12 protein-coding genes and 1 pseudogene are annotated in these 12567 nt (G+C 66.6%); 7 read left to right on the top strand and 6 right to left on the bottom strand.

The window, feature by feature from the left end:
• Position 1: 1 nt before the first annotated feature.
• The 4 genes and pseudogenes from QNO03_RS07245 (at position 2) to QNO03_RS07230 (ending at position 3160) form a co-directional block, all read left to right on the top strand.
• Positions 2-640: a nucleotide exchange factor GrpE gene (locus QNO03_RS07245; RefSeq protein ID WP_229946828.1), complete on the top strand. Its 639-nt coding sequence runs from the start codon at positions 2-4 to the stop codon at positions 638-640.
• A gap of 137 nt (positions 641-777) precedes the next feature.
• Positions 778-1779, top strand: a complete 1002-nt coding sequence (locus QNO03_RS07240) for a DnaJ C-terminal domain-containing protein (RefSeq protein WP_229946830.1) — start codon at positions 778-780, stop codon at positions 1777-1779.
• A 68-nt stretch (positions 1780-1847) separates the two neighbouring features.
• Positions 1848-2249: pseudogene (locus QNO03_RS07235) on the top strand (heat shock protein transcriptional repressor HspR); the annotation flags it as partial.
• 176 nt (positions 2250-2425) lie between these two features.
• A complete protein-coding gene (locus QNO03_RS07230) occupies positions 2426-3160 on the top strand; it encodes an MOSC domain-containing protein (protein ID WP_289602783.1) in 735 nt (244 codons plus the stop codon).
• Positions 3161-3172: 12 nt separating this feature from the next.
• Here QNO03_RS07230 and QNO03_RS07225 read toward each other — a convergent pair whose 3' ends face one another.
• The 4 genes from QNO03_RS07225 to trmB form a co-directional block, all read right to left on the bottom strand.
• The gene (locus QNO03_RS07225; RefSeq protein WP_289602782.1) at positions 3173-3799 is read right to left on the bottom strand and encodes a dihydrofolate reductase family protein; all 627 of its coding nucleotides are present in this window, start codon (positions 3797-3799) and stop codon (positions 3173-3175) included.
• Between the two features lie 126 nt (positions 3800-3925).
• Positions 3926-4615 carry a class I SAM-dependent methyltransferase gene (locus tag QNO03_RS07220; RefSeq protein WP_289602781.1) on the bottom strand — a complete coding sequence of 230 codons (690 nt, stop codon included), beginning with the start codon at positions 4613-4615 and terminating at the stop codon, positions 3926-3928.
• A gap of 83 nt (positions 4616-4698) precedes the next feature.
• Positions 4699-5691, bottom strand: coding sequence for an NYN domain-containing protein (locus tag QNO03_RS07215; protein WP_229946840.1), 993 nt, complete (start codon positions 5689-5691; stop codon positions 4699-4701).
• A 7-nt stretch (positions 5692-5698) separates the two neighbouring features.
• A complete protein-coding gene (trmB, locus tag QNO03_RS07210; protein WP_289602780.1) occupies positions 5699-6559 on the bottom strand; it encodes a tRNA (guanosine(46)-N7)-methyltransferase TrmB in 861 nt (286 codons plus the stop codon).
• Positions 6560-6857: 298 nt separating this feature from the next.
• Here trmB and QNO03_RS07205 point away from each other — a divergent pair, with 298 nt between their 5' ends.
• On the top strand, positions 6858-8480 hold the full coding sequence (locus tag QNO03_RS07205; protein ID WP_229946844.1) for a DEAD/DEAH box helicase: 1623 nt from the start codon (positions 6858-6860) through the stop codon (positions 8478-8480).
• Between the two features lie 90 nt (positions 8481-8570).
• On the opposite strand, the gene QNO03_RS07200 is transcribed toward QNO03_RS07205, so the two are convergent.
• Positions 8571-9032: a pyridoxamine 5'-phosphate oxidase family protein gene (locus tag QNO03_RS07200; protein WP_229946846.1), complete on the bottom strand. Its 462-nt coding sequence runs from the start codon at positions 9030-9032 to the stop codon at positions 8571-8573.
• Between the two features lie 87 nt (positions 9033-9119).
• On the opposite strand from QNO03_RS07200, the gene QNO03_RS07195 reads away from it, so the two are divergent.
• Positions 9120-9584: a YccF domain-containing protein gene (locus QNO03_RS07195; RefSeq protein WP_289602779.1), complete on the top strand. Its 465-nt coding sequence runs from the start codon at positions 9120-9122 to the stop codon at positions 9582-9584.
• Between the two features lie 74 nt (positions 9585-9658).
• Here the strand turns inward: QNO03_RS07195 and QNO03_RS07190 are convergent, their stop codons facing one another.
• Complete coding sequence (locus QNO03_RS07190) at positions 9659-11611, bottom strand: penicillin-binding transpeptidase domain-containing protein (RefSeq protein ID WP_289602778.1); 1953 nt, start codon at positions 11609-11611, stop codon at positions 9659-9661.
• 286 nt (positions 11612-11897) lie between these two features.
• Between QNO03_RS07190 and QNO03_RS07185 the strand changes: the two genes are divergently transcribed.
• The gene (locus QNO03_RS07185) at positions 11898-12494 is read left to right on the top strand and encodes an SRPBCC domain-containing protein (protein WP_289602777.1); all 597 of its coding nucleotides are present in this window, start codon (positions 11898-11900) and stop codon (positions 12492-12494) included.
• The last annotated feature ends 73 nt before the right edge of the window (positions 12495-12567 follow it).

Below are 12567 nucleotides of genomic sequence, written 5' to 3'. Positions count from 1 at the left end.
CATGCCGGCGGAAAACGAGCACGGTAACCCTCCCGAAGGTGAAGAGCCGGTAAACGGCACACCCGACCCGGGCGAGGCAGCGGATTCCGCCAACGGCGCCGCGGCGGGGGAGGAAGCTTCGGCTTCCACCCCGGCCGCGGGAGCCGACGGAGATGCACTCTCCCAGGCGGAGCAGATCCTGAACAATGCCGACGTGCCGGCGCAGCCGGCCGCCACCGGTTCGCCCGAGGCAGCTGAACTGCGTAACGACCTGCTGCGCCTGCAGGCCGAGTACGTGAACTACCGCAAGCGGGTGGAGCGTGACCGCGACGTCGCCAGGGACATGGCCGTTATTGGTGTACTGAACTCCCTGATGCCTGTCCTGGACGACATCGACGCCGCGCGCCAGCACGGTGACCTGGCCGAGGGACCCTTCGCGGCGATCGCTGCCAAGCTGGAGAACTCGCTGAAGACTTACGGACTCAGCCGCATCGATGAAACCGGAGTGGAGTTCGATCCGAACATCCACGAGGCGCTCATCCAGCAGCAGAGTGCGGATGTCACGTTCGATACCGTCACGCAGATCCTGAGGGCCGGCTACAAGTCCGGTGCCCGGGTCCTGCGTGCCGCACAGGTGATTGTTTCGGTTCCGGAACAGTAGTAGTACCGTGTCCGGGGCCGCAGTACAGCGGCCCCGGACACTTTTTCCATCGGCAGGTCCCGCAGCAGGGGCAGCAGGCCCGGCGGCCGGGTTTTTCGGCCAAGCAGCGGGATCCGCACATGAGGAAGGGACACCAATTGGCTAGTCAGGATTGGGTCGATAAGGACTTTTACAAGATTCTGGGTGTTCCCAAGGATGCGTCCGACGCCGACATCAAGAAGGCGTACCGGAAACTGGCGCGGAAATACCATCCCGACCAGAACCAGGGCGATGCCGACTCGGAACGGATGTTCAAGGACCTCTCCGAGGCGTATTCGGTGCTCTCCGACGCCGAGGAACGCCAGCAGTACGACGCCATCCGCGCCATGGGAGGCGGCGCCCGGTTCACTGCCGGCGGTGCTCCCGGTGGTGGCGGCGGAGCCGGCGGGGCGGGCTTCGAGGATATCTTCGGTGACCTGTTCGGCCAGACCGCACGCGGCGGCAGCCGGCGGACCACCTTCAACGCCGGCGGCAGCAACATCCCACCCGAATTCGCCGATCTCTTCGGCGGCGGCAGCGGATTCGGAGGCGGCGGCTTCGGCGCACCGCCGCCCACCAAGGGCGCGGACCGTACCGCCAGCACCACCATTTCCTTTGCCGGTTCCATCAACGGAACCGTGATTGGGCTGCGCGAACCCAACGGCGACGTCGTCGAGGTCCGCGTTCCCGCCGGGGTCAAGGACGGCCAGAAGATACGGGTCCGCGGCAAGGGCCAGCCCGGCCCCGCCGGCGCCGGAGACCTGATGGTCACCGTCCACGTCACCCCGCACGACTTCTTCGTCCGTGAGGGTAACAACATCCGGATCCACGTGCCGGTCTCGTTCCCCGAGGCCGCACTGGGGGCCACGATCGAGGTTCCCACGCTGACGTCGGACACCGTCCGGCTCAAGGTACCCGCCGGAACGCCGTCGGGACGCACCCTGCGGGTCAAGGGACGCGGCGTCCACACGTCCAAGGGCAACGGCGATCTGCTGGTGACCATCGACGTCGCCGTACCGACACACCTGAACAAGGATGCCCGGGCGGCCGTGGAGGCTTTTGCCGACGCCACCAAGGGTGAGGACCCCCGGGTCGGATTGGCAGCAAAAGCACGGCTCTAGTGGGCGGGTCCGCCCGCCGGAGGATGAACGTCCCGCGCTACCATTTCAACAGCAGTGAAGGAGGAACAATGGGCATAGACGTCAATGCGCCTATCTTCGTGATCTCCGTTGCCGCTGAACTCGCGGAGATGCATCCCCAGACCCTCCGGCAATACGACCGGCTCGGGATTGTCCGGCCCAGCCGGGCCCCGGGCCGTGCACGCCGCTACTCCCAGCGCGACATTGAACTGCTGCGCGAGGTCCAGAAACTCTCCCAGGAGGGCGTTTCCCTTGAGGGAATCAAACGGATCATGGAGCTGCAGAACCAGGTCACGGGCCTGCGGCAGCGGATCGTGGAACTCTCCACCGAACTGGATGAGGCCCAGCGCCGGTCCCCGGACCGCAGCCGCGTCTTCGCGGCCGGGCTTGCCGGCGACGTCGTGACCCTCAGCCGGGGGCAGCGGCCGCCCGCATCCGCCGCAGCGGCGGTGCAGCAGCTCGGCCTGGTCTCGCTGATGGAGCGCCGGAGCCGGCTGCGGGCACTGCCCGCCGGAAAGTCGGCGGAGCACAACTACGCCGACGACGGGTACATCCAGTCCCTCTAGGCGCAGGCCCGCCGGGGAACGCGGTTCAGCAGGAAACCGTGGCCGTGTGGCAGAATGCCGGGATGCCATATGAGGAAACGCCGGTAGGCACGGTCCGGGCGCTGTACCGGTACCCCGTCAAGTCAACAGCGGGACAGGCACTGCGCACCGCGACCGTGACCGACAGGGGGCTGCTGCACGACCGCCGGTGGGCTGTCTATACCGGCGACGGCGGCATTGCCAGCGGCAAGCGGACCCAGCGCTTCCGCCCCGTCCCCGGCCTGATGCAGTGGTCCTCCAGTATTGCGGACGCTTCCGGTGTTCCCCTGCTCGTCAGCCCCGGGGGCCTCCGCTACCGGGCGGATGATCCCGCTGCCTCCCGGGCCCTGAGTGCAGCCTTCGGACAGGACCTGATGGTGCGGCCCGAAACCACCATTCCGCACCACGATGAAACGCCCCTGCACCTGGTGTCGACCTCCTCGCTTGCCGCTCTCTCCGCATTAACCGGTGGGGCGGTGGATGAACGCCGTTTCCGCCCCAACATCGTCCTGGACACCGGGATGCTGCCTGCCTTCTGCGAGGACGACTGGATCGGTGCCGAACTGGCCCTCGGAGACGGAGTGGTCCTGCGTCTGGGAGAGGGGATGCCGCGCTGCGTCATGATCGACCAGGGGCAGGCGGGTGTCCCGGCAGGGACCAAAGCGTTGAAGCTTCTCGGTGGGCACCACTCCACGGAATTCGGCCTGCAGGCCTATATCGTGCGGACCGGAACGCTGGCTGTGGGTAACGTTGCCGCCCTCCGCCGTACACCGGGATAGCAGCGGGAGGGCTCAGGCGCCCATGAGCCCGGTTCCGGGGGTCGGTCCTGCCCAGCCGTAGCGCAGGAGGACGGCGCCTTTTTCCGAACCGGCTGAAGCTCCGAGCAGTTTCAGTTCCGCGGGCGGTCCGTCCGGAGGAAACAGGCGTTTGCCGGAGCCCAGTATGACTGGATACACCCACAGGTTAAGGGAGTCGAACATGCCGCCCGCAACCAGGGTGCGGGCGAAATCGATGCTCCCTATGACGTGGATTTCCCGGTGCCGCGCCCGTAGGCCTGCCACCGCCTCCGCCAGGTCTCCACCAAGGAGGTGCGAGTCCCGCCATCGGCCAAGATCCGGAGTTCCCCGGGACGCCACGTATTTCGGGATGGCATCGAATTTCCGGGCAATCGACGAATCCGTCCCCTCCAGCTGACCCGGCCAGTACGCCGCAAAAATGTCATAGGTTTTCCTCCCCAGCAGCAGCGCGTCCATGGCGTGGATGCCCTCGTCCACCTGCGCCCCAACTGCTTCGTCGAACAGGGGAGCCTGCCACCCGCCGTAGGCGAAGCCGTCCTCCGGGTCTTCTTCCGGACCGCCCGGAGACTGGGCAACACCGTCCAGGGTCATGAATATGTCGATGGATACACGGCCTGACATGCTGCCCTCCCGTTGCTTGCGGCACTGGGCCCCGGTGCCCGGCAACATGCTGCGGTGCTGCGCAGCACCTGTCAATGGGTGGGAGACGGAGAGGCGGTTCCCTCGGAAGGAAAAGCAGCCAGACGACTAGTGCAGGCGCCGAGCCCGCAGCACCACGTCCTCCTTGTGGTGCGTCCCGGCCCCGGCGGAAACGTGCCGCGGGCGGATTTCGTCCACCTCCACCTGCCAGCCGTCATCGAGGAGGGCTGCCACGTCTCCGGGGAGTACATACTCGCTGAGGTCCACGCCGTGGTCCTGGGCCCCGTGCGCCGCAGGCAGCGCATGGTGCACCAGGAGGAGCACACCGCCGGGGGCGACGGCCTGAAGCAGGGCCTGTTCAGCAATGTTCTGCTCGGTGCGGGGGAGCACCGGGTACTGTGCCGAAACCAGCTCGAAGGATGCCGGGGGAAGCGCAGCCTCGACCAGGCCCGAATGCAGCCAGGTCACCTCCACCGAAATCCGTTCGGCCTGGCGGGCGGCCCGGGAGAGCGCAATCCCGGAGACGTCCAGTGCGGTGACGTCCCAGCCCTGTTGGGCCAGCCAGAGGGCGTCGGCGCCCTCACCGCAGCCGACGTCCAGCGCACGTGCGGGCGCAAGCCCGCTGGCTTCACTGACGAGGACGGGATTCGGCTGGCCGCTCCACAACCCGTCGCTGCCGGCGTAACGCTCGTCCCAGTGCGCCTCCACCGCGGCGGGATCCCGCAGTGGAGGCTGAGGGGTGCCGCTATGGTCCGCGGGATGTGCTGAGTCAGGAGAAGCTGGGTTTGGAGATTCCATATCTGCAGGATGGTGCCGTCAGGCTGTGTCCGCCAAGTTCTTTTGCCGAAGCGGCAAAAGAACCTGGCAGACAGTCACCTGTATCAGCTGCGGGCTTTGGCGTCCGGGCGGAGCCGGATAAGCCGCTGCGGGCCGTCGTCGTCCAGTTCCACCAGGTCGCCGTGCGAAGAGAGGAAATCGGTGAAGGACCGGAAGCCCAGCGGCTTCTCGTTGAAGGCCGGATCCATCCGGCGCATCTGGTTCTTGACCGTGCCCGTGTTGAGCCACTCGTCGGCGTCGCCCTTGGCATGGCCGATCTGCAGTGCCCGCACGAGCAGCTCCGTCGCGACGACACCCGGGTCGACGTCGTCGGCGGGTTCCGGCTCGTCGAATGCAGCCTGTCCGGTGTGCGAGAACATCGGAACAGTGGTGAGCCTGCGTGCAGGGGCCGGATCCGCCTGCTCCGGAGCCTGCCCCTTCTCCGCCGAAGATTCGGCCGCAGGGGGAGCAGCAGCAGCGGCTACGATGCCCGGCAGCGAATCGTAGTCCTCGAACTCGTCGCAGGCAGCGGCGAGGGAGGTGCTGGTGGATCCGGCGACGCCGATGCCGACCACAAAGCGGCCGAGGCGCTTGGACTTCTGCGCGAGGGCGATGTAATCGGAATCGCCGGCCACGATGATGATGTGCGTGAGGTCGGGCAGCCGGAAGAGGTCTTCGACCACGTCCACGGCGAGACGGATGTCCGCGCCGTTCTTGGTTCCACGGGTGGTGGTGGTGAAGAGCTGGGTGAGGTCCACCGCCCGGGACATCAGCTGGCGCTGGTAGCTCGCGTTGACCGGCACGGACCAGTCGGCATAGGCACGGTTAACCACCAGGGTGCCGAAGGACGCGGCGAAGTCGATGATGGCATTGAAGTCCACCGTCGCTGCGGTGAGCTTGGCGGCTACCTCGGGGTCGGCCTCACGGCTGGTCCGGTCAAAGTTGCGGATGCCGTCGCGCTGGAAGGCGTTGCGGCCGTGCAGCTGCTGGTAGCGCGAGATGACAATGTTGTCGAAGTCGATGTAGAGGCCGACGCGGGCGTCGTTCGGTTCAGTCATTTTTTGGTTAGATCCTCCGGTAAGCAAGGTCGAAAATCAGTCGGCCGGCCTCGTGGGCCTTGTTTTCAAAGCTGGTCAGCGTCCGGCCCTCAAAGCGGGGGGCCCAGCCGCCGAGGGTATCCACCTCGTCCTGGGGTGCCTTGTTTTCCAGGCCTTCCCGGTTCACGCGGGTCAGCGGGCTCTGGTCGCCGACATGCTCACCGGCGTGCAGGTTCTCAAACGAGGCCGAAGCGTCAAGCACTTCGCGCATCTGCACGGCGTAGTCGGACCAGTCGGTGGCCAGGCGCCAAGTGCCGCCGGGTACCAGCACCCGGGCCACGAGCTCGGCAAAGGATTCCTTCACCAGACGGCGCTTGTGGTGCCGGGTCTTGTGCCAGGGGTCCGGGAAGAACACCCACACCTCGTCCACGGAGCCGGCGGGGAGCATGGTGCTGAGCACCTCCGGCGCATTGGCCTGGACCACGCGGATATTCGTCAGGCCCTTCTGGCCGATCCGCTGCAGCGTCTGCGCCAGCCCGGGGAGATAGACCTCCACGGCCAGGAAGTCCTTGTCCGGGTTCTGCTCGGCTGCGTGTGCAACGGCTTCACCCAGCCCCGACCCGATCTCAACGACGAGGGGAGCCGTGCGCCCGAACTCGGCAGCGGCGTCGAACACGTACTCGGGGTGTACCGAGGTGTCTGCTTCATCACGCGGGACATCCACAACGAAGCGGTCCGAGAGTTCATCCCAGGCCTGCTGGCGGCGGCCCTGCAGGCGCGAGCCGCGCCGGACAAAGGACACCGGCGCGCGGAAATGCTGCTCGCCGTCGGCGGCTGCGTCCGTGGACCCGTTTTCGGCGGCGTCGGGCAGGGCTGGTTCAGTAGTCATTAACGTTAATGCTATCGGCTGGGACCGGTCCGGATTTCACTGCCGCCCCTGCCGCCGATTAGGAAAGATTGCGCATTACGGTAAACTGAAGGCAGATGTTGGTCCTGCCACTGTCAATCCCGGTTGAAACGTTGAGTCGAAACCCTGGGGGAAACGGTGTGTGTAAGCAGTCCAGCCTGCGTCGATGAACGCTTTCTTTTGTCCCGCTTCAGTGCGGTAGACACTGTCTGACTTTTCTTCGGCGAACCCCCGGCCCAAACGGCGTTGGGGGCCTCTTACCGAAAGTTGCCTGTCTTTAATGACCACTTTTGCTGCCCTTGGTGTGCCCAAGGCACTTGTTTCCTCCCTCGCCGCCGCCGGAATCGACGAGGCCTTCCCCATTCAGGTGGAAACCCTTCCGGACACACTCAAGGGCCGTGACGTCCTGGGCCGTGGCCGCACCGGCTCCGGCAAGACGCTGGCGTTCTCCCTTCCGCTGGTTGCCCGGCTGGCCGAGAATGAAGCAGCTTACCGCCGCCGCCCGAACCGCCCGCTCGGCCTGGTCCTGGCACCGACCCGCGAGCTGGCCACACAGATCAATAACGTCATTGAGCCCCTGGCCAAGGAGCTGGGCCTGAACACCACCGTGATTTACGGCGGCGTGTCCCAGCAGCGCCAGGAAAAGGCACTCAAGGCCGGCGTCGACATCGTCATCGCCTGCCCCGGCCGCCTCGAAGACCTGATGAAGCAGAAGGTCATCAGCCTCGAGTCCGTCGAAATCACCGTGCTGGACGAGGCCGACCACATGGCCGACCTCGGCTTCCTGCCGGTTGTCCAGCGCCTGCTGGACCGCACTCCGGAAAAGGGCCAGCGGATGCTGTTCTCCGCCACCCTGGACAACGGCGTGGACAAGCTGGTCCGCCGCTACCTGTCCAACCCGCTGACGCACTCCGTGGATGAGCCGCAGGCAGCGGTGTCCACCATGGAGCACCACGTGCTGCTGGTCCAGGACCAGACGGCCAAGAAGCTGCTGGTCAAGGAACTGGCCGGTGGCCAGGGCCGCCGCATCATGTTCATGCGCACCAAGCACCACGCCCGCAAGATGGCCCAGTTCCTCACGGACAACGGCATCCCCACGGTGGACCTGCACGGCAACCTGTCCCAGAATGCCCGTGACCGCAACCTGGCGGAGTTCGCTTCCGGCGACGTCCGCGTGCTGGTAGCCACCGACGTCGCCGCCCGCGGCGTCCACGTGGACGACGTCGAACTCGTTGTCCACATCGACCCGCCCACGGAACACAAGGCCTACCTGCACCGTTCAGGCCGTACGGCCCGCGCCGGATCCAGCGGAACCGTGGTGACGCTGACCCTCCCGGAGCAGAAGAGCGAGGTGTCGAAGCTGATGAAGGCTGCCGGCGTCGACGTTTCCATCGAGAAGGTCAGCCACAATTCGCCGTCCATCGCCAAGCTTGTCGGCGAACGCGCGGCCGTCGTGGAACCGCACGTCCGCGCAGCGCAGCTTGCCGCCAAGTCCCCGCAGCAGGGTGGCGGGCGCTCCACCGGAGCCAATGCCCAGCGCAAGCGTGCAGCCCGGTCCACCGGTGCTCCCCGCGCCGGTGGACGCGGCGGCACAGGCGGCCGTGGCCGCGTTTCGGCTGAACGTCCCGACCGCAGCGAACGCAATGACCGCGCAGCTGCCGGTGACGTGACGCAGCGTCCTGCCCGCTCGGGTGACGGCCGCCGCAACAGTGCTTCGGCTGCCACCGCATCCGGCCGTAACCGCCGTCCGGCCACCGGCCAGCGCGCCGAAGGTGCCGGCACCGGCCAGCGTGCGGGCGGAGCCGCCCGCGGCGCCGCTGGTGCTGCCTCCGGCCGTCCGGCACGCGCCGCCGGACCCCGCCGCGCCACCGCGCCGGCGTCGAACGAACGCCGTTCCCGCTAGGGTTTAGCTCGACCGCAAAAGAGGCACCGCATCCACATGGATGGGGTGCCTCTTTTGCGTTGGAGGCCTATGTGGCGGAGGCGCAGGGACCTACTCGGTGTAAAGCCCCATTCCGCGCAGGACATTGCGGCGTGCGGCGTTCGAGATCAGGAACCGCCGTCCGGCCGTCACCTCCGGTTCAATGCGGACGAACGCGTTCTTGGTCCCCGACTGCCAGGGGAACAACGGCAGTTCCTCGGAGTCCATAACCTCGGCGTAGTCCTCCAACAGGGTGGCGCCACCCTTGAGGACGACGCTCCAGGCGGAGGAAAGGGTGTCGTCATAACCGTCGATCTCAAAAGCGACAGGACTGCCGGAGAGCGCACCGGCCAACTTGGTTCCCGCCGCGGTGCGGAAAACCACCGTGCCGTGGTCCACGGCGAAGTTAATCGGAAAAATCTCCGGGTGCCCGTCGACAACTACGGCAAGCCGGGCGAACCGCGCCTGCCGGATATAGTTCCAGCACTGGCTGGAGGTCAGGTGGTCCGGGGTGCTTTCGTCGCTGGTCAGCATGGCGACAGTCTAGGGCAGGAGCGGCCGGGCGGGTATGCAGGCGGCAAAGCCGTGGCTTATGCGGGGCCGGTGGAGAACAATGGAGCCATGAAAGCGATCCTGAACATCATCTGGCTCCTGTTCGGCGGTATTTGGCTGGCCCTCGGGTACGCCTTGGCGGGGGTGGTGTGCTGCTTGTTGATCGTGACCATTCCGTTCGGCATTGCGTCCTTCCGGATCGCCAACTACGCCCTCTGGCCGTTCGGGCGGACGGTGGTGGAGCGGGGTGGCTTTACGGGTCCGCTCAGCCTGCTGGGCAATGTCATTTGGCTGCTGCTGGCCGGGATCTGGATTGCCATCGGACACGTCCTCACGGCCATTCCGATGTTCGTAAGCATTGTCGGGATCCCGCTGGGCATCGCCAACCTGAAGATGCTGCCGATTTCCCTGATGCCGTTGGGTAAGGTCATTGTCCCCACGGACACCTGGCAGGTGACGCCGTATGCCGGCAGCGCCTACCGTCAGCCCGGATACGTGGGCCGGATGGCGCCGCATCAGCAGTGGCCCTCCTGACCGGCTGCGGCGGCCGGTAAGGCCCGGGCTAGCCCCGTTAACCCCGTTAACCCGGGTAGGCCCGGCTAGCCCCGTTAGCCCTGGGCGCCTTCGAGGAACGCCTTCATCAGCGGACCGCCCGACGTCGAGCCCCGCTCGCCCTGCTCCACGAACACCGCAACTGCGAGGTCACCCTGGATGGCCAGCACCCAGGCGTGGGTCTCCGGCGGGTCCTGGCTGCCGAACTCAGCGGTGCCGGACTTGGCCAGCACGGGCTCTCCGGGGACGCCCAGCAGCATCTGCACCCCGCCTTCGGCCACCACGGCCCGCATCATCTCCCGCAGGGAGGCAGCCTCTTCGCCGCTGAGGTTTCCCGGGGCCGTGGATTCCGTGGCAGTGGGTGAAGCCGTGGCGGAAGGTGACCCCTCAGCCGGTGCCGGAGTGCCGGTCGACTGCCGGATCAGGGTGGGGGAGACGCGTTCACCCTTGCCAATGGAGGCACCGGCAACCGCCATGGACAGGGGAGATACCAATACCTGTCCCTGCCCGATCAACGAGGCGGCATGCTGGGTGCCTTCCGCCTCGGCGGGCACGGAGCCGAAGAACGCGTCGGTTCCGATCGAAGCTTCGACGCCGATGCCCAGATCGGCGGCGGCAGCCGAGAGGCTCTGCTGCGATACCGTGTCCCGGGCATTGAGGAACGCGGTGTTGCAGGAGTTTGCGAAGGCCGTCCGCAGCGGGACCGCGCCAGTGGCAGCGGCCGGATACCCGGGGACATTGCTGAATTTCCGGCCGTCGACGGTGAGGTCGGCGGGGCAGTCGACGGTGCTGGCCGGGGTACTGCCGCTGCGCAGCATCGCCAGGGCGGTGGCGGTCTTGAAGGTGGAGCCCGGCGGGTACTGGCCGAGCAGGGCGGTCTGCTGGCCTTCGCTGCCCGGCCCATTGGCCGCGGTCAGGATTTCCCCGGTGGAGGGCTGGATGGCCACGATGGCGGACGCCGAGGGTTCCTGTTCCAGGATGCCTTCGGCCAGAGCCTGCAGCCGGGGATCCAGCGTGGTGTGCAGGGCTGTACCCAGCTGCGGATCCTGCTGATGGAGGGTGTCATTGGTCCCGGCTGCGTTCTCCACCGTGATCTGGACGCCGGGACTGCCCTGAAGCTGTGCGTCGTACTGTTTCTGAAGCCCGGAGAGTCCGGTCTGGTCCCCGGCGGACAACCTGCCGTCTGAATCCTCGATGAGTTCCGCCGTCGCCTCTCCCACCGTGCCGAGAAGGGCGCGGGCAAAGCTCCGGGTGGGAGCCAGGATCCGCTGGGCAGGCAGGGCCAGTGCCCCCGGGATGGCTGCGACGCCGTCTTCGGTTGCCGGGCCGTCCGCCTCGGCACGCTGGACAAGCGCCTCGACAAACGCCTCGGGACCGGCGCCCTGGACCGCCGCGGTGTACGCAGCGGGGTCCAACCCCACCAGGTTTGCCAGGGCAGCCGCTGAGGAGGCCTGCTGTTCCTCGGGGAGATCAGGCTTGTTGATGCCGATGCGCAGCACCGGCTGCAGACCCATCAGGGGATTCCCGTTACGGTCCACGATGTCAGCACGGCCGCCGGGTGTTGTGGTGCGCACCAGCCGGTCGCCGTCGACCAGGGAGCTGAACAGGACGGAGGGCTCCCACTGGACGAGCCATTTATCATCCTCGCCGCGGCGGAGCTGGGCGGTGGTTTCGTAGGACCAGTCCGGGGACGAATCATTGTTGACGTCCCAGTCGTAGGCCAGCCGCGCGGAGGCGGCTTCGTCGTCGTCCTCGTTTTCGTCGATCCCGGCCACTGTGACTTCCGGGCGGCCCGGGCCCATATCAACGACCAGCTGCTCCAGTTCTGCGTTGACCTCGGACGCGTCGCCCTCCGTAAAGACCGACGCCGACAGGTCCATCTCGCTGAGGCCCTGTGCGAGGGCTGCTGCGGCGTCGTCGGGAGACGGCTTGTCTCCCGAGCAGGACACCAGGGTCAGTGTCAGGGCAGCGGCGGCAAGAACGGAAACTGGCGTACGGTTTTTCCCCATCCGCACAGGGTACCGTGCGCTGGCGCAGACACGATGAAGGGCTGCGGGAATCCTCTGCCGGGTTGCGCAGGGGGTGGCGGTGCGCTGCGGTTTGCGGACCCTGTGCAGGGTCTGGTTTCCCTGCTACGGTTTTGAAAACGGCCAATGTGTGGCCACTCATGACAGCTCTCATGACATCTTTGAATACAACCCGCTTCCACTGGCAACCTGCTGACGGCCGTCACGGCCGCGATGGCCGCTGGAGGACCGGATCGGTTGCCGGTTGTTCTACGGCAGGAGTGGGCAAATGTCCGATCTGGACATGATTCTCGAGAAGACGGTGCGATCCTACGGGCGCCGGCAGATTCAGGCAGGCCACGCGTTGATGATCGTGATGGCGCGGGAGATTCCCTACCCCATCGGCGAGGTGTGGTCAGCCATCGCCGACCGGGACCGGCTGGGCCAATGGGTGGCACTGCCGGAAGGTGACCTGCGGCGCGGTGGGAGCTACACCCTTCCTGACGGCTCCCACGGAACCATCCTCCGGTGTGATGGTCCCCGCCTTCTGACCGTGTCCTGGGCCCGGGAGGCAAACTCCGTGGCCGAGGTGGAGTTCCATCTGACCGGGGAGGACGGGTCCACCCGGTTTGAGCTGCGCTACGCGTCCGTCCGGAAGGGATTTGCCGTAACGGCTGCCCCCGGAGCCGGGCTCTGGACCGGCGGTGCCGGGTGGGAATACTTCCTCGACGTCCTGGAAGAGTACCTGGCCGGACGCATCCCCGAAGAGCCCCCGGGAATCCAGTTCGAAATCGAGTCCGAAGGCGCCCTCGCGGATCTCTTCGAGGCCCGCAACCAACGGTGGCGCCAGACCGCCGATGACTTCGATCAGGAGCACATTCCCTAGGGGGCCGACGGGGCCGGAGGTGCTGTGGATAACTTTACTTCTAAAGTTGAGCTGACTAGACTCAACTCTGCCT

The sequence above is a fragment of the Arthrobacter sp. zg-Y877 genome, from assembly GCF_030373105.1.
Lineage (GTDB): Bacteria > Actinomycetota > Actinomycetes > Actinomycetales > Micrococcaceae > Arthrobacter_B.
Note: the sequence above shows the minus strand (reverse complement) of the source record. Positions and strands in the feature narration are given on the sequence as shown.